Consider the following 19,359-nt stretch of genomic DNA (forward strand, 5'->3'; position numbering starts at 1 on the left):
TTTTTTTATGCCCGCCGTTTACTGATGCCGTGCGCGCAGGTTCTCAATCACGGTGGTTAAATCAAGTTGTTGATCCTGTAGCAGCACCAGCAGGTGATACATCAGATCCGATGCTTCATTGGTCAACTCTTCGCGGTCGTTCACCGTTGCCGCCAGCGCCGTCTCTACGCCTTCTTCGCCAACCTTCTGCGCAATACGCTTCGTGCCGCTGGCATAAAGTTTGGCGGTATAGGAACTTGCCGGATCGGCGCTCTTACGCTCAGCCAGCAGCGTTTCCAGCTGATAGAGGAACAGCCACTGGTGGCTGGTGTCGCCAAAGCAGCTTGAAGTGCCTTTATGGCAGGTGGGGCCAATCGGATTAACCAGCACCAGCAGCGTATCGTTGTCGCAATCAGGAGCAATCTTCACCACATTGAGGAAGTGTCCGGAGGTTTCGCCTTTGGTCCACAGGCGGCCTTTGGTGCGCGAAAAGAAGGTCACTTTGCCGCTCTCCTGCGTTTTTGCCAGCGCCTCTTTGTTCATATAGCCCAGCATCAGCACTTCGCCGGAGACCGCATGTTGCACCACGGCGGGCAGCAGTCCGTCGGTTTTTTCCCAGTCCAGTTGGGAGAGTTGTTGCTCTGTTAACATACCCTGATCTCCACGCCCTGGCCTGCCAGGTACGCTTTTAATTCACCAATATTGATAATCTGTTTGTGGAACACCGAGGCCGCCAGCGCGCCATCGACATCCGCGTCGCGGAAGGCTTCAAGGAAGTGTTCCATCGTGCCGGCTCCGCCGGAGGCGATCAGCGGCACATTACACACCTCGCGCACTTTTTTCAGTTGCTCCAGGTCGTAACCATTACGCACGCCATCCTGGTTCATCATATTCAGCACAATTTCACCGGCACCGCGCTTCTGCACCTCTTGCACCCAGTCGAGAGTCTCCCACTGCGTCACACGGGTGCGGCTCTCATCGCCGGTATATTGATTCACGTGATATTTGCCGGTTGCGGCATCAAACCAGGTATCAATCCCCACCACAATGCACTGCACGCCAAAGCGATCCGCCAGCCGGGTAATCAGCTCAGGATCCGCCAGCGCCGGTGAGTTAATCGAGATTTTGTCTGCGCCGAAGGAGAGGATCTGCGCCGCGTCCTCAATCGACTTGATGCCGCCCGCCACGCAGAAGGGGATATCAATCACCTCCGCCACGCGCGTCACCCAGCTCTTATCCACCACGCGGCCATCGCTGGAGGCGGTGATATCGTAAAACACCAGCTCATCTGCGCCTTCCTCGGCGTAGCGTTTTGCCAGCGGCACAATGTCGCCGATGATTTCGTGGTTGCGAAACTGCACGCCTTTCACCACCTGGCCATCACGCACATCGAGACAAGGAATTATCCGTTTTGCCAGCATTGAATGGCCTCCTTCACCGTAAATTTACCTTCCAGCAGCGCGCGGCCGACAATCACGCCGCCTACGCCTGTTCCGCGCAGCGCGGCGATATCATTAATGTCGCCAATGCCGCCGGAGGATTGAAACGCCACCTGCGGCCAGCGGGCGCAGATCTCTTCATACAGCGACACATTCGAGCCTGCCAGCGTGCCGTCGCGGGAGATATCCGTGCACAACACGTGGCGCAGGCCAACGGTGAGATAGGTCTCCACCAGCGCTTCGAGCGTCACGCCGGAGTTCTCCTGCCAGCCGCTGATCGCAACCTGTTTTGTGCCTTGCTCATCAATGCGCACATCCAGCGCCAGCACCAGCTTGTCGGCGCCGAAACGGGTAAACCAGCCTTTAACCGTCTCGGGCGATTTCACCGCCGTCGAGCCAATTACCACCCGCGCCACGCCCGCGTCGAGCAGGGCGGCAACATCCTCTTCGCTGCGCACGCCGCCGCCAACCTGCACCGGCACAGTAACGCCCGCCACCAGCGTTTTCAGTAACGGGATCTGGCGACGCGCCGGATCTTTCGCACCGGTCAAGTCGACGAGGTGTAACAGCTGTGCGCCCTGAGCGGCATACTCCTGCAAGCGCGGCAGCGGATCGCTGCCGTAGTCGCGCTGCTGGGCGTAATCGCCCTGATGCAGGCGCACCACGCTGCCATCAATCAAATCTAAAGCGGGAATGATCATCACATCTCCAGGAAGTTTTTCAGCAGCTGCGCGCCCGCGCGCCCGGAGCGCTCCGGGTGAAACTGCACGCCGTAGAAGTTGTCGCTCTGTACGGCGGCGGTAAACGGCTCGCCATAATCACAGCGGGCGATGGTGCTGGCATTCACCGGCATTGCGTAGCTGTGAACAAAGTAGAAGTACGCGCCATCCTCAATGCCCTGGAAGAGGCGATGGCCCGCTTTCGGGTAGACCTGGTTCCAGCCCATATGCGGCAGCGGCAGCCCGACATCATTCATTTTCGGCACCGCTTCATCAATAATGCCCAGCAGGTCGACGCCGCCATTCTCTTCGCTGAAACGCCCGAGCAGCTGCATACCGAGGCAGATGCCCAGCACCGGCTGCGTACAGGCTTTGACCAGCTCAATCAGCTCGCGCTCACGCAGCTGATCCATTGCCGCCTGCGCGGTGCCGACGCCCGGCAGAAAGAGTTTGTCGGCGCGTAGCACCACGTCGGGATCGCGGCTGACCAGCGGCTCATAGCCGTGGCGCATAATGGCGGACTGCACCGAGTGCAGGTTGGCGCAGCCGGTATCGAGGATCACCACATTCATCACAGCACTCCTTTTGAAGAGGGAAGAGTATCGCCCTCAACGCGGATCGCCTGGCGCAGCGTACGGCCAAAGGCTTTAAACAGGCTCTCGACGCGGTGGTGATCGTTTTTGCCCTTGGTCTTCAGGTGCAGGGTCAACGCCATGGTGTAGGAGAGCGAGCGGAAGAAGTGCTCCACCATTTCGGTGCTCAGATCGCCGACGCGCTGATAGGTGAACTCCGCTTTATATTCCAGATGCGGGCGACCAGAGATATCCATCGCGCAGCGAGCCAGGCACTCATCCATCGGCAGCACAAAGCCGAAACGGTTAATGCCACGCTTATCGCCGAGCGCCAGCTTCAGCGCTTCGCCCAGCGCCAGGCCAGTATCTTCAACGGTGTGGTGATCGTCGATATAGAGATCGCCTTTTACCGCGATCTCCATGCGAAAACCGCCGTGGGTTGCGATCTGATCGAGCATATGGTCAAAGAAGCCGACGCCGGTGTTGATTTTGCTCCCGCCTTCACGGTCGAGCCACACCTTAACCTCAATCTGCGTCTCTTTGGTGTTACGCACAACGTGGGCATAGCGGTCGCGGCGGGTCAGCTGTTCGCCAATCATCGCCCAGTTCAGGGTTTCACGGTTGTAGCGCAGGCCGCCAATCGCCATGTTGTCCGCCAGCTCAATGTCGGTGGCGCGATCGCCAATCACGTAGCTGTTGGCGCGATCCAGCGCGCCTTCTTCCAGCCAGCGCTCGACCAGTTTCACTTTCGGTTTGCGGCAGTCGCAGTTATCGCTCGGCAGGTGCGGGCAGATCAGCACCTCTTCGAACTCCACGCCCTGGGACTGGAAAATCTGCATCATCAGGTTGTGCGGGCCGTCAAAATCCGCCTGCGGCAAGCTGCTGGTGCCAAGACCATCCTGATTGGTGATCATCACCAGTTTATAGCCCGCCGCCTGCAGCTTGAGCAGCACCGGGATCGCCTGCGGCTCGAAGGCGAGCTTGTCAAATCGGTCCACCTGAAAATCGGTGGGCGGCTCGGAAATCAGTGTTCCGTCACGATCAATAAACAGGTACTTCTGGCTCATACTTGCTCCGCACGTAAAGCGTCAATGACGCGCTGGCTCTCTTCACGGGTACCAATAGTGATACGCAGACAGCCGCTTAAAGAGGGTTGCTTGTTCTGGTCTCTCAGGATAATGCCCTGATCCCACAGCGATTTAAACACCGCGCTTGAGGCGGTCATGCGCACAAGAATATAGTTGGTTTCGGAGTCGAACACCTGCTCAACGCAGGGAATATCACGCAATGCATTCACTAAGAACGCCCGCTCGGCGACGATCTGCGCCACGCGCTCACGCATTGCCGCAATGCCCTGCGGGCTGAGCGCCTGCGCAGCAATATCGGCCACCGGCGTGGAGAGCGGGTAGGGAGCAATCACTTTCATCAGCAGGGCGATCACCTCTTCATTGGCAAGGGTAAAGCCGCAGCGCAGCCCCGCCAGCGCAAAGGCTTTTGATAAAGTGCGCAGGATAACCAGGTGCGGATATTCACTCAGCCAGCCGGCGAGGGTCGCCTGCGGGCAGAACTCAATATAGGCTTCATCGGCGATAACCAGTGCTTTACCGCGGGTCATCTCCAGCAGGCTGCGCAGATCCTGCGGGTTGATTATCTGCCCGGTTGGGTTGTTGGGGCTGCACACATAGACCAGTTTCACGCCATCCAGTTTATCGGCGATGCCCTGCAAATCCAGCTGCCAGTTTTCACGGGCCAGCACGGTGCGATACTCGACGCCAAAGGTTTCAGCGCTGACGCTGTACATGCCGTAGGTCGGCGGGCAGAAGAGCACCGCATCCTGGCCCGGCTCGCAGAAGGCGCGGATCAGCAACTCAATCCCTTCATCAGCGCCGCGGCTCACCAGCACCTGCTCCGGTTTCACGCCTGCGTACTGGGCGTAGTTATCGATCACCGCTTTCGGCTGGCACTCCGGGTAGCGGTTGAGCGCGTTTTGCGACAAATCGAACGGGACTGCGGTCGGGAACTCATTGGCATTCAGCCAGACATCACCTTTGCCGCCAAGGCGGCGCGCCGACTGATACGGCGTCAGTTCGCGGACATTTTTACGCGCCAGCTCTTCAATGCTCATGCTTGCTCCTTAAGCGCCTTGACGCGCAGGGTAACGGCGTTTTTGTGCGCGGTCAGGCGTTCAGCCGCCGCCAGCGTTTCGATGGTGCTGGCAAGCTGCGCAAACCCTTCGCGCGAAAGCTCCTGCACCGTCATGCGTTTCTGGAAATCTGCCAGCCCGAGGCTGGAGCAGGTCGCTGTGTAGCCATAGGTCGGCAGCACGTGGTTAGTGCCGGAGGCGTAATCGCCCGCCGACTCCGGCGACCAGTCACCGAGGAACACCGAACCGGCGCTGGTAATGCTCTCCACCAGCGACCGCGCGTCGCGGGTCTGAATAATCAGGTGCTCCGGGCCGTACTGGTTTGAGATCTGCACGCACTGCGCCAGATCGCGCGCCACAATCAGCCTGCTGGCAGCAAGCGCCTGGCGCGCCGTCTCCGCGCGCGGCAGGTCGGCAAGCTGACGTTCAACGGCCTGCGCCACGCGTGATGCCATTTCGCTATCGGGGGTCAGCAGGATCACCTGCGAATCGGGGCCGTGCTCCGCCTGCGACAGCAGATCGGAGGCGACGAAATCCGGTGTCGCACCGCTGTCGGCAATCACCAGCACTTCGGAAGGACCGGCCGGCATATCGATTGCCGCGCCATCGAGACGCTGGCTCACCTGGCGTTTAGCTTCGGTGACGAAGGCGTTGCCTGGGCCAAAAATCTTATCCACTTTCGGCACTGATTCGGTGCCGAGGGCGAGAGCGGCAATCGCCTGCGCGCCGCCGACCTGATAGACCGCCTGCACGCCACACAGCTGCGCGGCGTAGAGGATTTCATCGGCGATAGGCGGCGGTGAGCAGAGCACCACTTTGCTGCAGCCTGCGATGCGCGCCGGGGTTGCCAGCATTAACACCGTTGAGAAGAGCGGTGCGGAGCCGCCGGGAATATAGAGCCCTACCGAGTCAATCGGGCGGGTTACCTGCTGGCAACGCACGCCTGGCAGCGTTTCCACATCCACGGTTGGCAGAATTTGCGCAGTGTGGAAGGTGTCGATGTTCTTCACCGCCACCGCCATTGCCTGTTTGATCTCGTCACCCAGGCGGGCGCTGGCTTCTTTAATCTGCTGTGCGGTCACTTTCAGCGCGTCGACCTGGGTTTTGTCGAACTTCGCGCTAAAATCACGCAGGGCGTTATCGCCGCGCGCGCGCACTTCTTCAATGATCTCTGCGACTGTACGGGTAATGCTTTCGGAGGCGGAGATCGCCGGGCGCAGCAGCAGGGCGCGCTGCTCCTCTTCACTACAGCTGTTCCAGTCGATGATGGTGTTAAAGCTCATACTCTTTTCCTTATCTGGCAAACGGGACCGCAGGCCGCACACAGCGAGGCCTTACTCCATCATCTTCTCAATCGGCAGCACCAGAATAGAGCTGGCGCCCAGTGCTTTCAGCTTCTCCATGGTCTCCCAGAAGAGCGTTTCACTGCTGACCATGTGCATTGCCACGCGCTGCTGATCGCCTGCCAGCGGCAGAATGGTCGGGCGCTCAGCGCCCGGCAGCAGGGCGATCACCTCGTCCAGACGCTCGCTCGGCGCGTGCATCATGATGTATTTCGACTCGCGCGCCTGAATCACGCCCTGAATACGGGTCAGCAGTTTGTCGATCAGCTGCTGTTTGGCTTCCGGCATTTCGCCATCACGCTGGATCAGGCAGGCTTTCGAGCGGTAGATCACTTCGACTTCGCGCAGGCCGTTCGCTTCCAGCGTTGCGCCGGTGGAGACGAGATCGCAAATCGCGTCTGCCAGCCCGGCGCGCGGGGCGACTTCGACGGAGCCATTCAGCAGACAGGATTTAAAGGAGACGCCTTTCTGATCGAGATAGCGTTTCAGCAGGTGAGGGTAGGAAGTGGCGATGCGTTTGCCGTTGAGCGACAGCGGGCCGTCCCAGGCTTCATCTACCGCCGTTGCCAGCGACAGGCGGCAGCCGCCAAAATCGAGGCGGCGCAGGGTGAAGTAGCGCGGATCTTCGCCCTGCGCGCGGCGGGTCAGCAGTTCCTCTTCTAATACGTTCTCGCCAATAATGCCGAGGTCGACCACGCCATCCATCACCAGGCCCGGAATATCGTCATCGCGTACACGCAGAATATCGATCGGCATATTTTCCGCGAGGGCGATTAAGCGCTGGGTGTGCAGGTTGATCTTGATCCCGCAGCGGGCCAGCAGTTCGCGTGAATCGTCACTAAGACGGCCGGATTTCTGAATAGCTATGCGTAAACGCGAGTTATCTAACATTCTGTTGTCCTCTGTAATCCTGCTAAAAATTGTCCAAAAAAAAAGCCCCCGGAAGATGATCTTCCGGGGGCTCTCTTTGCGTTCATGCACCACTGGAAGATCTGACTCTCTTCCAGCACACATCGCCTGAAAGACTAGTCAGGGTGATGGTGATGATGGTGGTGTTTAGATGGAACGCGGTTCATAAAATTCTCGATGAATGCTTATTCATATGTTGGCAATTACCGTAAACCAGTTTGGTCGTTGAAGGCAAGGGCTTTTTTTTATGTTTAAATCATTTCATATTCGTTCTATGAATTGTCACTGACAGAGCGCTGGCGTAGCCTAATGGTATTCGCAGGCTGTTCGCAGGGGAGAGGCATGAAAAAAGTCGCAATTGTCGGGTTAGGTTGGTTGGGGATGCCGCTGGCGCTCTCGTTAATGGCGCGAGGCTGGCACGTGACCGGCAGTAAGACCACGGAAGATGGCGTCGAGGCGGCGCGCATGTGCGGTATTGAAAGCTATCTGCTTAAGCTCGAACCTGAACTAGTCTGTGACCCGGACGATCTCGATGCGCTGATGAATGTCGACGCGCTGGTCATTACGCTACCAGCCCGGCGCAGCGGCCCCGGCGACGACTTCTATCTGCAAGCGATGCAGGAGATTGTCGATTGTGCGCTGGCCCACCGCATTCCCCGCATTATTTTTACCAGTTCCACTTCAGTGTATGGCGATTTTTCTGGCGTGGCGAAAGAGACAACGCCCAGGGAGCCCGTCACCGCCAGCGGTCGCGTGTTGAAGGAACTGGAGGATTGGTTGCACAATTTACCGGGCACCCAGGTCGACATTCTGCGCCTGGCAGGCTTAGTGGGGCCCGCGCGCCATCCGGGGCGTTTTTTGGCTGGCAAAATGGCGCCGAATGGAGAGCACGTAGTCAATCTGGTTCATCTTGAAGACGTTATCTCAGCAATAACGTTATTGCTGCTATCACCGAAAGGTGGACACATTTATAATCTCTGCTCTCCCGGGCACCCTACACGGGAAACTTTTTACCCCGCTATGGCCAAAAAACTAGGGCTGGAGCCGCCAAACTTTGTTAAATCCAGCAATGCGGGCAGAGGAAAAGAGGTCGATGGCAGTCGCATATGTAATGAACTGGGTTTTGATTATCTCTATACTGACCCGCTCATAATGCCGCTGGAAAATTTTTAAAATCATAAAATATATTTTCGATGCCACTCAGAAAGTTAAGAAAGGCTTACGCGTTTATACGTAAGCGAAAAGATAACAGTGGCATTGCATATTTTTACAGGTCGGATTAAGGGCAATTTTGTGAAAGTAATTATTCAGATCCCTTGTTATAACGAAGCTGAAACGTTGGCGATCGCCTTACAAGCACTTCCGAAGGAAATCAAAGGTGTTGATACTGTTGAATGGTTAGTCATTGACGACGGCAGCACGGACGAAACGGTTCAAGTAGCTCAGGATAATGGTGTCCATCATATTGTCAGGCATACCGGGAATAAAGGTCTGGCGCGAGCCTTTACCACGGGTCTTGATGCCTGTCTGGAGTTGGGCGCAGACATTATTGTCAACACCGATGCTGATAACCAATACTGCGCCGACGATATTCCTTTGCTTATCGAACCCATTCTTGAAAATCGTGCTGAAATGGTTATCGGTGCCCGTCCTATCGCCACGATTGATCACTTTTCGCCGGTGAAGAAAATTCTACAAAAAATAGGCAGTTGGGTTGTTCGAATGGCAAGCAAAACGAACATACCGGATGCACCAAGTGGTTTCAGGGCGTTGTCACGAGCAACAGCGCAAAAAATAATTGTATTTAATGACTATACCTACACCCTTGAAACTATCATTCAGGCAGGCCAGAAAAATATTAGCCTCACCTCGGTAGATGTTCGGGTGAATGAAGATCTACGCCCCTCAAAATTAGTGAAGAATATATTCTCTTATATCAAAAGAAGCATTGTGACCATCATCCGTATTTTTGTTATTTATCGCCCGTTTCGTTTTTTTGGCAGTTTAGGTGCGGTAATTTTTTCGCTGGGCGTACTGATCGGATTACGGTTCTTGTTTAAATTTCTCATGGGGGCAGGGGAAGGGCATATCCAGTCACTGATCCTCGCCTCAGTTCTGCTGATTGTTGGATTTCAGACAATACTCATCGCCTTTATTGCCGATCTGCTGGCTGCAAACCGAAAACTGATTGAAGATCTGCGTTTTACAACAAAGCAGATAAACGTCAAATTAAAAGGTAACGAAAATGAATAATAAAAACTTCAATGTTGCCGGCGGGCAAAAAGAGGACGGGATTGTTTTCGGCAATACCTTTGATAAGTATGGTTCAAAAAATCCGGTAGTGAAATGGATGATGAACGGTTTCGATCAGGCTCTCTCTTCATTTGTTGGCAAAGCCAGACCCACCAATATCCATGAAATTGGATGTGGGGAGGGTTTTTGGGTCAACAAATGGAATGCCAGCGGCCTTAATGCGCGCGGATGTGACTTTTCAACTGAAGTGATTAATATTGCGAAAGCAAATGCCAGCGCAAGCAATCTGGCACAAGAGAAGTTCAGTGTTAAAAGCATATATGATCTGGATAAGGATCATGACGCTGCTGATTTAATTGTGTGTTGTGAAGTTCTTGAACATTTAGAAGATCCGCAATCGGGCATCCGGAAACTGAGCGAAGTAGCTGAGAATTACGTTATTCTCAGCGTGCCCCGTGAGCCCATATGGTGTGCGCTGAATATGCTGCGCGGAAAGTATCTCTCCAGCTTTGGCAACACGCCTGGACATCTGCAGCACTGGTCTAAAAAAAGCTTCCTGAAATTTGTTGGTCAGCATTTTGATATTGTCAGCGTGGCTTCACCTTTTCCCTGGACAATGGTGTTGTGCCAGAAAAGGAAAGATCGTTGAAGCTCAATAAATTATTAGGGCTTTGCGGAAATGTGCTGGCAATCGCGGGGATAATCTTTCTTATCCTGCGATTTCGCACCTATGCCGGGCAATTATCAGAAATAGCGCTTTCTCCATCGTTTATTTTTGTCTCTTTTATATTAGCCTGGGTTTCCGGGCTATCGGTGGTGTTGCTTGTTATCGCATGGAAAAAAATACTTCGCGCTAACGGCCAGCAAGTTAACCTCAAAACGACACTGGTGATTTATGGATTATCGCAACTGGCTAAATATATTCCAGGGAATGTTTTCCAGTTTGCCGGCAGGCAGCTTGTCGCCATGCGTTACAACCTGCAGGCTCGGCCAGTCGCTAAGTCGATCGCGATGGAGTTGCTGCTATTAGTATTCTGTGGCTGCGCATTTACGACATTAATGTTGCCGCATTTTTTTTCATTTATCAGCTCTGCAATATCAATCGGTCTGTTTTTAGCTATGGTGGCGCTGGTCTTTTGCGCACTGTTTTATAATGCAAATATTTTTACGGCACTGATTTTTCAATGCTTGTATTTAGTCATTACCGGCATGCTTTTTTACACTATTTTGTACTGTCTGAACGCAGCTTCCGTAACGGGCTTCTCCGCTTTTATGACGGTCACTACCGCATTTATTGTTGCATGGTTATTCGGGTTGATTACGCCCGGCGCGCCGGCAGGAATTGGGGTCAGAGAGGCCGTGCTGGTGATGTTACTCATTCACTTGCCACAATCTGAAGTAATCGTCGCTGCACTATTGAGCCGGATTATTACTTTAGCAGGTGATGTCTTATTTTATTTGTTCTCTGTGGCTGCAAAAAGAGGTTTGCAATAATGAACCAGATAAGAAATAGCAGGGTGATTAATAAAGAAAGCGTAACTTTGGTTACGCTTCTTGCTTTATTTCTGTGTATATCCTCAGGTTATTTGTTGAGTTATCAGTTTCGCGATTTCCCCGACGGCATTGCCCACATGGGGTATGTTTACGATGTCATTAGAGAGGGGTTTCCCGATTATCGATCTGGGCTATACAGCACGGGCGAAAAATATAATCATCTGAATCATCCTGCGCTTTACTATTTACTGTCGGGTTATATTGTTCGCCTCTTTAGTCTGCAGCATCATGCGGTGCTGGTGGCCCAACTGGTAAATATGGTTATCGGGTCACTGATCATTCTGATTACCTTCCGTACCTTAAAGAGAGTGGGTTGCTCCTCAGGGGCAATATTCGCAGGCATGACGATTTTCATGTTGTTGCCTATGTTTCCTTTGCTCTGTGCCTCTGTCAGTAACGATCCCATCAGCTTTCTTGGTTGCTCTGTTTTTCTCTACGCGTTGATAAGCGTAAAGGAGGAACAGGCGAGCCGCCGCATTCTGGCCGGTCTGTTTATTGGCGGGGCAATAGCCGCATTATCGAAGGCCACCGCCGCGCTGGCTATCATTTGCATGTTTGCCGTCCATTTCCTTATTTACATGCGCGCCTGGACAACATTTATCAAGCTTTCCAGACGCAGCGATTATTTTATTCCGGCGTTATCGCTCATCGCCGTGCTTAGCTACTACATCGTTATTCACCACATCTATGGCGCGTTTTTCCCTTCGCCGCAGAAAGGGCCTGATGTGATGTTCCAGACTATGAATCCAGCGGCAGAACGCTTAGGCCTTGTTGATTACATCAAGCTCTTTTTTAATGCGAACCTCTTCTCATTAACACAGCCTTACGGACATGTTGAGTTTGAAGATTCGCTGCTGCGTGTGGATCTGCTTAAGTGGCTGCTGCTGGGGCTGTCCATAGGCGTTGTCATGCTGACCTCCCTGACCAAAGCGAAAACGGAAGCGCAGCGAGCGTCGCTGGCAATGATGATCGCGTTCATTCTCTTTGTTGTTTTCTATTTTATTGCCCTGCGTAAACTGCATTTGCAGACCGGTTATCAGGGAGCGCTTCAGGCAAGGTACTCCTTCGGGTTTCTGTCGGCTTTTGCGTTATGCATCGCAGTAGCGTTCGATCTCATTAAAAGCAACATCCTTCGTAGCGTATCCCTGCTGATGATTACCGCAATGACACTCGCAAATGTCTACCCTTCATGGATACGGGTGTACGCTTACCCCGGCGTGATGGACCGAATGTATATCGCGCAGAACTCGTTTTACATTAACTATGGTGGTTTGGCTAAGGGACGCATTTTTCAGCAATCATTTACCGCCCTCTCTGCGCATCTGCTTAAAGCCGGGATGATGATAGGCACTTACTCGCGCGTCGATCACTCCACCTTAAACGTCTCATTGCTCACGATGGAAGGCGATGTTTTGTACCAACACGCTATCGATGCGTCCACCATAGCCGACAACTCCTGGGTGGAGGTGAGCTTTCCTGCTATTGAACTGAAGCCCGGGGGACATTATCTCCTGCAACTCACCTCGCCGGATGCGAATGAAAACACCTTCGTCACCTGGTGGGCGGCGAAGCGCGATACGACGGAATATCCTGGCTATGCTGGTAGCAAGAATGGTCCGGTGGTCTATGATTTTTACAGTGGCGGTGATGCCATCGTAGATGGCCAGTTACAAAAAGATAGCGACTTCGCCTTCAAACTTTACTTTGGCGAAGCGGCAAAATAGCGGGCAAACCCTTTTTGTGCCGTAAAATGTTGCAAAAAGTGCTATTAGAAGGATTAATGATCAAGCTGTCGTTTAAAAATCAAACGGTTAGACATCATTAATTTCCGCGGCGGCCTGCATTGTATTGTCATTGTGCTTCAACCTGGTGCAGAATATGCCGCTGCAAAAAATGAGAAGATTAACCGACGTTCAACGCGTCGGTTATTTTTTTGCAAGCAAAACGTCATTCAATAAAAGAGGCCGGGCTTCGTACCGGATAGATACACATTTAAAAACCGACAGTCGTTGTCGCTGAGGAAAGAACACAAATGGGGCAATATTTTGCTTTTGCGACGGCCGCCGCCGTTATGGGGGTTAGCCATGTCGCATAACGTTACTCCAAAAACCTCTCGCGTGGAATTGCGTAAGACCCTTACGCTGATTCCGGTTGTAATGATGGGCCTTGCCTATATGCAGCCGATGACGCTGTTCGATACGTTTGGTATCGTCTCCGGCCTGACCGATGGTCATGTGGCAACCGCCTACGCGTTTGCCCTGGTCGCTATTCTCTTTACTGCCCTGAGCTACGGTAAACTGGTGCGCCGCTTCCCGTCGGCAGGCTCCGCTTATACCTACGCGCAGAAATCCATCTCCCCGGCCGTGGGCTTTATGGTGGGCTGGTCATCGCTGCTGGACTACCTGTTCATGCCGATGATCAACATTCTGCTGGCGAAAATTTACTTTGAAGCGCTGGTGCCTTCTGTTCCGTCGTGGCTGTTCGTGGTGGCGCTGGTGGCCTTTATGACCATCTCCAACCTGCGTAGCATCAAGACCGTGGCGAACTTCAACACCCTGATCGTAATCCTGCAGATGGGCATCGTTGCCGTCATCGTCGGGCTTATCATCTACGGTGTGTCGCACGGCGAAGGCGCAGGCACGCTGACCAGCACCCGTCCGTTCTGGTCCGAAGGCGCGCACGTGGTGCCGATGATCACCGGTGCGACGATCCTCTGCTTCTCGTTCCTCGGCTTTGACGGTATCTCTTCGCTTTCTGAAGAGACCAAAGACGCTGAGCGCGTAATTCCGCGCGCGATTTTCCTCACCGCACTGCTGGGCGGCGTGGTCTTTATCGTGGCCTCTTACTTCCTGCAGCTCTACTTCCCGGATATCTCGCGCTTTAAAGATCCGGACGCGTCGCAGCCGGAAATCATGCTCTACGTTGCGGGTAAAACCTTCCAGTGGGGCGTGCTGATTTTCTCAAGCGTTACCGTACTGGCATCCGGTATGGCGGCACACGCGGGCGTTTCCCGTCTGATGTACGTAATGGGCCGCGACGGCGTCTTCCCGACCCGTTTCTTCGGCTATGTGCATCCGAAATGGCGTACTCCGGCATGGAACGTGCTGCTGGTTGGCGCGATTGCGCTGCTGGCGATTAACTTCGATCTGGTCACCGCCACCGCGCTGATCAACTTCGGTGCGCTGGTGGCCTTCACCTTCGTTAACCTGTCGGTGATCTCCCAGTTCTGGATCCGCGAGAAGCGTAACAAAACGCTGAAAGACCACTTCAACTACCTGGTGCTGCCGGTCTGCGGCGCGCTGACGGTCGGTGCGCTGTGGGTTAACCTTGAAGAGAGCTCGATGGTACTGGGCCTCATCTGGGGCGCGATTGGTCTGGTTTACCTGGCCTGCGTGACCCGCAGCTTCCGTAACCCGGTGCCGCAGTACGAAGATATCACTCAGTAATATCTGCTCAGACAGATAATGAAACCGGAGGCCACGCCTCCGGTTTTTTTTCGCCTTCGCTTTTCCACCCGCCGCTAATAACAAAACACCCTATGCTAGACCATTTTGTTATTGGTTCCCGCCCGGCTGCTTGTGAATAATTTGCGATCTTGTTTTTCCGGACGCTATTACCGTTATGTTCTCAATGATTGTAAGTGGATTGATCTGCGGCGCGCTGCTCGGCTTTGTGATGCAGCGGGGCCGTTTCTGCCTCACCGGCGGCTTTCGCGATATGTACATCGCGAAAAATAACCGCATGTTTTATGCCCTGTTGATCGCGATTGCGATCCAGAGCGTGGGGGTTTTCGCCCTGATTCAGGCGGGCGTGGTGCAGTATGACGCCGGCGCTTTCCCGTGGCTTGGCACCGTGGTGGGCGGCTATATTTTTGGGCTTGGCATCGTCTACGCAGGCGGTTGTGCGACCGGGACCTGGTATCGCGCCGGGGAGGGGTTGATCGGCAGCTGGATTGCGCTCTTTACCTATATGGTGATGAGTGCGGTGATGCGCTCGCCGAACGCCGCTGGCCTCAACCAGCTGTTGAAAACCTACAGTACCGAACACAACTCAATTGCCGAGACCTTTGGCTTCTCCGTCTGGCCGCTGGTTGTGCTGTTGGTGGCGGTAACCCTGTGGCTGGTGGCGAAAGAGCTGCGCAAACCGAAGCTGAAAGTGGCCTCTTTGCCGCCGCGCAGAACCGGCCTTGCGCACATTCTGTTTGAGAAGCGCTGGCATCCGTTTGTCACCGCCGTGCTGATCGGCCTGATTGCGCTGCTGGCATGGCCGTTGAGCGAAGCTACCGGGCGTATGTTTGGTCTTGGCATCACCTCGCCGACTGCCAACATTCTGCAATTTTTGGTGGCAGGCCAGAGCAAGGTGCTGAACTGGGGCGTCTTCCTGGTGCTGGGTATCTTTCTGGGATCGCTGATTGCCGCGAAAGCCAGCCGCGAGTTCCGCGTGCGCGCCGCCGATGCGCAAACCACGCTGCGCAGCGGCTTTGGTGGGCTGCTGATGGGCGTCGGTGCCAGCATGGCGGGCGGCTGCTCTATCGGTAACGGTCTGGTGATGACGGCGATGATGACCTGGCAGGGCTGGATCGGGCTGGTATTTATGATCCTTGGCGTATGGACCGCGTCATGGTTTTTATACGTTCGTCCGCAGCGCAAAGCGAAGCTTGCCGCGGCTGTGGCCTAAATAAACAGGAGCTGTTATGGCAGTTAAAAAACTCGATGTGGTAACGCAGGTATGCCCGTTCCCACTGATTGAAGCAAAAGCGGCGCTGGCGGAGATGCACAGCGGCGATGAACTGGTGATTGAGTTCGACTGCACCCAGGCGACGGAAGCGATTCCTCAGTGGGCGGCAGAAGAGGGGCACACCATTACCGATTACCAGCAGGTGGGTGATGCTGCCTGGAGCATCACCGTCCAGAAGGCGTAAGCCGCAGGCCCTCCCGCGACGGGAGGGCGACTTTCAGACAATCTCTTCGGCGTACTGCCACAGCGCTTTCAACAGCGCCTGTTTCTCACTGTCCCCATCATACTGCTGGAACAGCGCCTGCAACTCTTCGGCGTAGCGTTGTAAAAACTCCGGCGTAAAGATCTCGCGGCGATGCGCCAGCCAGCGCTGCTGCTCCTCTTCATCGAGGGTGCCGGGGAAGTTACGCGCCCGGTAGTTAAACAGCAGCTTCTCAATGCGCCCGTCGGCAAAGGTGATATCCAGCGCCGGTAAGTTGCGCGGCTCGGTCTCGAGCAGGATTTTCATTGCCGCACGGTCGGCATCGCTGAAAAAGCCGTTGTAGATCTGCGCGTCGACATTCTCCGACGGCACAAACGGCTCCGCTTCGGCGAAGATCGCCAGCACTTTCTCGCGTACCTGCGGATGGTCGCGCAGGATCTGTAAATTATCGAGACAGCGCTGGCGATCGATACCGAGCCGTTCAGCATCCTCTGGTCGCAGCGTGTTGGCCTGCGCCAGCACCGGGCACTTGTTGAGATGCACCAGCTTGACCGGCACCGCCGCGGCATCGCCCAGCTCGCTCTTCGGCGTATAGAGACGCTCACGCAAAGCATCGGCGTCCAGCTCCACCAGCGGCGACATATCGCCCGCCAGATCGACCATAATCACCGCGTTGCGGTTTTCCGGATGCCACGCCAGCGGCGCAACCCAGCTGGTGTTGCCGCGCGCCGCGCCAAACATGCCAGAGACATGCACCAGCGGTTTCATCTGCGGCACATCAATCAAGGTTGCCAGCTTCTGCTTGCTGCGATGGCTATAAAGATAGGCAAACAGCTTCGGCTGCTTCGCTTTTACCAGTTGCGCCATGGCGATGGTGGCATAGACATCCGCCATCGCATCATGAGCATTGCTGTGCTCAATGCCGTTCGCTTTAGTCAGGTGCTCAAGGCGGAAACTCGGCAGCCCCTCCTCATTTTCCGGCCAGTTGATCCCTTCCGGGCGCAGGGCGTAGCAGGCGCGCATCACATCCAGCAGATCCCAGCGGGAGTTGTGGTTTTGCCAGCTCCAGGCGTAGGGATCGTAGAAGTTGCGGTAAAAAATATTGCGCGTCACTTCATCATCAAAACGGACGTTGTTGTAACCCACCACGCAGGTATTTGGCACGGTGAAGAGGTCATGAATGCGTTTAGCAAATGCCGCTTCGTTGTCACCTTTGGCGCGCGCCACCTGCGGGGTAATGCCGGTGATCAGCACCGCTTCAGGCTGGGGGAGATAGTCATCGGCGGGTTTGCAGTAGAAGACTTCCGGCTCGCCGATGGTGGTGAAATCGGCATCGGTGCGCAGCGCGGCGAACTGCGCCGGGCGATCCAGCGCGGGGCTGGTTCCAAAGGTCTCGTAATCATGAAAAAGAAATGTCGGGGTTGCCGGGGAATCAGACACCAGAAGCTCATCCTGTCAGAAAGTATGCCGACTATGGTAAACCATCGTCGCCCGTGTGCCGAAGAAAAACCGCGTCAGCTTACGGCGCAACTCGCAAAAACAGGGGCTTAAAAATGATTTATGTCACATTTCTTTGCAATTTTGCCAAGTAACGACACACGAAGTTCCGTACAAAGGACGCCCCTTTCCGATGTATTGAGGATATTTCATTGAAACGCCGTTTGTTTGCTGCTTCATTGTTGGCGGTGAGCGTCCATTGCGCTCAGGCCGACGACCTCCCATTTGCCCCTCAGCCCCCGGCAGTACAGGCCGGATCATGGGTATTGATGGACTACACCACCGGGCAAATCTTAACTGCGGGGCATGAGCATCAGCAGCGTAATCCGGCGAGTCTCACCAAATTGATGACCGGCTATGTCGTCGATCGTGCCATTGATAGCCATCGCATCAGTGCGGACGACGTGGTTACAGTCGGCAAAGATGCCTGGGCGCAGGGCAACCCGGTGTTTGCCGGCTCGTCACTGATGTTCCTTAAGCCGGGCGATCGCCTGACGGTGCGCGACCTGAGCCGTGGGCTGATTGTCGATTCCGGGAATGACGCCTGCGTGGCACTGGCGGATCACGTCGCCGGCGGGCAGCCGCAGTTCGTGGCGATGATGAACGACTATGTGCAGAAACTGAATCTGCGTGATACCCACTTCGAAACGGTACACGGCCTGGATGCGCCGGGGCAGCACAGTTCGGCCTACGATCTTGCGGTGTTATCGCGCGCCATTATTCACGGCGAGCCGGACTTCTATCACATGTACAGCGAAAAGAGCCTGACGTGGAACGGCATCACCCAGCAGAACCGCAACGGGCTGCTGTGGGATAAAAGCCTGAATGTCGATGGGCTGAAGACAGGCCACACCTCCGGCGCGGGCTTTAACCTGATTGCCTCAAGCGTTGATGGTCAACGCCGTTTGATCGCCGTGATCATGGGCGCAGACAGCCCGAAAGGGCGCGAAGAGCAGGCGCGCAAGCTGCTGCACTGGGGTCAGCAGAACTTCGATACGGTTGAGATCCTGCGTAACGGCAAAAAAGTGGGCAGCGAGCGTGTCTGGTATGGCGATAAAGAGCAGATTGCTGTCGGCACCAATGAGGACCGCTGGCTGGTGCTGCCGAAAGCGGAGCTGCAAAACATCAAAGCCAAATATGTGCTGGACAGTAAAGAGCTGGAAGCGCCGCTTGCCGCCCATCAGCGCGTGGGTGAAATCCAGCTTTATGACCGCGATAAGGTGATTGCCAAAATGCCGCTGGTGACGCTGGAGAGCGTCGGCAAAGGCGGGCTCTTCTCCCGACTGAGTGACTATCTGCACCATAAAGGGTGACCATCGTGCGGGCAGAGTGGCAGGCTTGCGAGTCTGCTCGCATAATTGACGCGTGCGGCAAGCCTGATGGTCGCCGGGTAGATATACTGTACAGACAAACAGTAACGCGCAGGAGGTCACGATGGGCTACAACATTACGCAATCAGAGCAGCGCCGTATCGCCGGGTTTCATCTGGTGGGGCCGTGGGAAGAGACAGTGAAGCAGGGCTTCCAGCAGTTATTGCTGTGGGTCGAGCATAATCAGATCCAGCCGCTGGAATGGGTCAGCGTCTATTACGATAACCCGGATGAAGTGCCCCCGGAAAAGCTGCGCTGCGATGTCGCCATCACCGTTGAGCGTGACTTCCAGGTGCCTGTTAACAGCGCGGGCGTGATTACCACTGACATTCCCGGCGGCCACTACGCGGTGATGAGCGCGCGGGTCTACAACGAAGATTTTGAAGGCAGCTGGAATCTCTTTTTTGACGAGCTGTTGGGTGACACCTCGGTGCAGATTGGTGCCGGTCCCTGTTTTGAGATCTACCAGAACGATGGCAAGGGCGACGGTTTCTGGGATATCGAAATGTATATCCCCGTCGAGCCGAACGCCCACTAAAGCAGGGCAGGGCAAAAAAGGCCGTGAGAGTGATGCTGGCGGCCTCTTTTTTTGTCCTGACAGGGCATCGGTGCGAAAAAATACCGCTACAATTGCGCCTCTCT

General features: G+C 55.0%; 20 protein-coding genes and 1 other annotated feature. Of the genes, 10 read left to right on the plus strand and 10 right to left on the minus strand.

Translation table 11 applies throughout. The features are described from left to right. Positions 1–18: 18 nt before the first annotated feature. The 9 genes from hisIE to hisL form a co-directional block, all read right to left on the minus strand. A complete protein-coding gene (gene hisIE / locus EH164_RS08185; RefSeq protein WP_124967886.1) occupies positions 19–630 on the minus strand; it encodes a bifunctional phosphoribosyl-AMP cyclohydrolase/phosphoribosyl-ATP diphosphatase HisIE in 612 nt (203 codons plus the stop codon). Continuing rightward, positions 624–1,400, minus strand: coding sequence for an imidazole glycerol phosphate synthase subunit HisF (gene hisF / locus EH164_RS08190; RefSeq protein ID WP_076770116.1), 777 nt, complete (start codon positions 1,398–1,400; stop codon positions 624–626). Before hisF ends, hisIE begins: the two co-directional genes overlap by 7 nt. Next, on the minus strand, positions 1,382–2,119 hold the full coding sequence (hisA, locus tag EH164_RS08195; protein ID WP_124967887.1) for a 1-(5-phosphoribosyl)-5-[(5-phosphoribosylamino)methylideneamino]imidazole-4-carboxamide isomerase: 738 nt from the start codon (positions 2,117–2,119) through the stop codon (positions 1,382–1,384). Before hisA ends, hisF begins: the two co-directional genes overlap by 19 nt. Then, positions 2,119–2,709, minus strand: a complete 591-nt coding sequence (gene hisH / locus EH164_RS08200) for an imidazole glycerol phosphate synthase subunit HisH (RefSeq protein WP_023479202.1) — start codon at positions 2,707–2,709, stop codon at positions 2,119–2,121. Before hisH ends, hisA begins: the two co-directional genes overlap by 1 nt. Then, positions 2,709–3,776 (minus strand): bifunctional histidinol-phosphatase/imidazoleglycerol-phosphate dehydratase HisB, encoded by a 1,068-nt coding sequence (hisB, locus tag EH164_RS08205; RefSeq protein ID WP_094420912.1) that lies wholly within the window; start codon positions 3,774–3,776, stop codon positions 2,709–2,711. The genes hisH and hisB overlap by 1 nt, the downstream gene beginning before the upstream one ends. After that, positions 3,773–4,834, minus strand: coding sequence for a histidinol-phosphate transaminase (hisC, locus tag EH164_RS08210; protein ID WP_124967888.1), 1,062 nt, complete (start codon positions 4,832–4,834; stop codon positions 3,773–3,775). Before hisC ends, hisB begins: the two co-directional genes overlap by 4 nt. Next, complete coding sequence (gene hisD / locus EH164_RS08215; protein WP_124967889.1) at positions 4,831–6,135, minus strand: histidinol dehydrogenase; 1,305 nt, start codon at positions 6,133–6,135, stop codon at positions 4,831–4,833. Before hisD ends, hisC begins: the two co-directional genes overlap by 4 nt. Before the next feature lie 51 nt (positions 6,136–6,186). Beyond that, positions 6,187–7,086, minus strand: coding sequence for an ATP phosphoribosyltransferase (hisG, locus tag EH164_RS08220; protein WP_023479108.1), 900 nt, complete (start codon positions 7,084–7,086; stop codon positions 6,187–6,189). Between the two features lie 36 nt (positions 7,087–7,122). Continuing rightward, positions 7,123–7,245: a sequence feature (His leader region), on the minus strand. Continuing rightward, positions 7,221–7,271 (minus strand): his operon leader peptide, encoded by a 51-nt coding sequence (gene hisL / locus EH164_RS08225; RefSeq protein ID WP_124971351.1) that lies wholly within the window; start codon positions 7,269–7,271, stop codon positions 7,221–7,223. (Overlaps the previous feature by 25 nt.) A 175-nt stretch (positions 7,272–7,446) precedes the next feature. Here hisL and EH164_RS08230 point away from each other — a divergent pair, with 175 nt between their 5' ends. The 8 genes from EH164_RS08230 (at position 7,447) to tsuB (ending at position 15,832) form a co-directional block, all read left to right on the plus strand. Continuing rightward, positions 7,447–8,277 (plus strand): SDR family oxidoreductase, encoded by an 831-nt coding sequence (locus EH164_RS08230; protein WP_124967890.1) that lies wholly within the window; start codon positions 7,447–7,449, stop codon positions 8,275–8,277. Positions 8,278–8,397: 120 nt separating this feature from the next. After that, entirely contained in the window at positions 8,398–9,357 is a 960-nt protein-coding gene (locus EH164_RS08235; protein ID WP_042718440.1) for a glycosyltransferase family 2 protein, read from the plus strand. Further along, on the plus strand, positions 9,350–10,006 hold the full coding sequence (locus EH164_RS08240; RefSeq protein ID WP_042718436.1) for a bifunctional 2-polyprenyl-6-hydroxyphenol methylase/3-demethylubiquinol 3-O-methyltransferase UbiG: 657 nt from the start codon (positions 9,350–9,352) through the stop codon (positions 10,004–10,006). The genes EH164_RS08235 and EH164_RS08240 overlap by 8 nt, the downstream gene beginning before the upstream one ends. Beyond that, the gene (locus EH164_RS08245) at positions 10,003–10,851 is read left to right on the plus strand and encodes a hypothetical protein (RefSeq protein ID WP_124967891.1); all 849 of its coding nucleotides are present in this window, start codon (positions 10,003–10,005) and stop codon (positions 10,849–10,851) included. Before EH164_RS08240 ends, EH164_RS08245 begins: the two co-directional genes overlap by 4 nt. Continuing rightward, on the plus strand, positions 10,851–12,635 hold the full coding sequence (locus EH164_RS08250) for a glycosyltransferase family 39 protein (protein WP_124967892.1): 1,785 nt from the start codon (positions 10,851–10,853) through the stop codon (positions 12,633–12,635). The genes EH164_RS08245 and EH164_RS08250 overlap by 1 nt, the downstream gene beginning before the upstream one ends. 360 nt (positions 12,636–12,995) lie before the next feature. Further along, positions 12,996–14,357 carry an APC family permease gene (locus EH164_RS08255; RefSeq protein WP_124967893.1) on the plus strand — a complete coding sequence of 454 codons (1,362 nt, stop codon included), beginning with the start codon at positions 12,996–12,998 and terminating at the stop codon, positions 14,355–14,357. Between the two features lie 175 nt (positions 14,358–14,532). Continuing rightward, entirely contained in the window at positions 14,533–15,588 is a 1,056-nt protein-coding gene (gene tsuA / locus EH164_RS08260; RefSeq protein WP_124967894.1) for a thiosulfate utilization transporter TsuA/YeeE, read from the plus strand. A gap of 16 nt (positions 15,589–15,604) precedes the next feature. Continuing rightward, positions 15,605–15,832 carry a thiosulfate utilization sulfurtransferase TsuB/YeeD gene (gene tsuB / locus EH164_RS08265; protein WP_023479141.1) on the plus strand — a complete coding sequence of 76 codons (228 nt, stop codon included), beginning with the start codon at positions 15,605–15,607 and terminating at the stop codon, positions 15,830–15,832. A gap of 33 nt (positions 15,833–15,865) precedes the next feature. Here tsuB and sbcB read toward each other — a convergent pair whose 3' ends face one another. Beyond that, positions 15,866–17,290 carry an exodeoxyribonuclease I gene (gene sbcB, locus EH164_RS08270; RefSeq protein WP_124967895.1) on the minus strand — a complete coding sequence of 475 codons (1,425 nt, stop codon included), beginning with the start codon at positions 17,288–17,290 and terminating at the stop codon, positions 15,866–15,868. A gap of 209 nt (positions 17,291–17,499) precedes the next feature. Between sbcB and dacD the strand changes: the two genes are divergently transcribed. Both dacD and sbmC read left to right on the plus strand, forming a co-directional pair. Continuing rightward, a complete protein-coding gene (gene dacD / locus EH164_RS08275; protein WP_124967896.1) occupies positions 17,500–18,660 on the plus strand; it encodes a serine-type D-Ala-D-Ala carboxypeptidase DacD in 1,161 nt (386 codons plus the stop codon). A gap of 121 nt (positions 18,661–18,781) precedes the next feature. Further along, positions 18,782–19,255, plus strand: a complete 474-nt coding sequence (gene sbmC / locus EH164_RS08280; protein ID WP_124967897.1) for a DNA gyrase inhibitor SbmC — start codon at positions 18,782–18,784, stop codon at positions 19,253–19,255. Positions 19,256–19,359 lie beyond the last annotated feature (104 nt).

The sequence above is a fragment of the Kosakonia sp. CCTCC M2018092 genome, assembly GCF_003864115.1.
Taxonomy (GTDB): Bacteria; Pseudomonadota; Gammaproteobacteria; order Enterobacterales; family Enterobacteriaceae; genus Kosakonia; species Kosakonia cowanii.

Coding starts and splice junctions, on each gene's coding strand:
- hisIE (WP_124967886.1), bottom strand. CDS start 630: ATGTTAACAGAGCAACAACTCTCCCAACTGGACTGGGAAAAAACCGAC.
- hisF (WP_076770116.1), bottom strand. CDS start 1,400: ATGCTGGCAAAACGGATAATTCCTTGTCTCGATGTGCGTGATGGCCAG.
- hisA (WP_124967887.1), bottom strand. CDS start 2,119: ATGATCATTCCCGCTTTAGATTTGATTGATGGCAGCGTGGTGCGCCTG.
- hisH (WP_023479202.1), bottom strand. CDS start 2,709: ATGAATGTGGTGATCCTCGATACCGGCTGCGCCAACCTGCACTCGGTG.
- hisB (WP_094420912.1), bottom strand. CDS start 3,776: ATGAGCCAGAAGTACCTGTTTATTGATCGTGACGGAACACTGATTTCC.
- hisC (WP_124967888.1), bottom strand. CDS start 4,834: ATGAGCATTGAAGAGCTGGCGCGTAAAAATGTCCGCGAACTGACGCCG.
- hisD (WP_124967889.1), bottom strand. CDS start 6,135: ATGAGCTTTAACACCATCATCGACTGGAACAGCTGTAGTGAAGAGGAG.
- hisG (WP_023479108.1), bottom strand. CDS start 7,086: ATGTTAGATAACTCGCGTTTACGCATAGCTATTCAGAAATCCGGCCGT.
- EH164_RS08230 (WP_124967890.1), top strand. CDS start 7,447: ATGAAAAAAGTCGCAATTGTCGGGTTAGGTTGGTTGGGGATGCCGCTG.
- EH164_RS08240 (WP_042718436.1), top strand. CDS start 9,350: ATGAATAATAAAAACTTCAATGTTGCCGGCGGGCAAAAAGAGGACGGG.
- EH164_RS08250 (WP_124967892.1), top strand. CDS start 10,851: ATGAACCAGATAAGAAATAGCAGGGTGATTAATAAAGAAAGCGTAACT.
- EH164_RS08255 (WP_124967893.1), top strand. CDS start 12,996: ATGTCGCATAACGTTACTCCAAAAACCTCTCGCGTGGAATTGCGTAAG.
- tsuA (WP_124967894.1), top strand. CDS start 14,533: ATGTTCTCAATGATTGTAAGTGGATTGATCTGCGGCGCGCTGCTCGGC.
- tsuB (WP_023479141.1), top strand. CDS start 15,605: ATGGCAGTTAAAAAACTCGATGTGGTAACGCAGGTATGCCCGTTCCCA.
- sbmC (WP_124967897.1), top strand. CDS start 18,782: ATGGGCTACAACATTACGCAATCAGAGCAGCGCCGTATCGCCGGGTTT.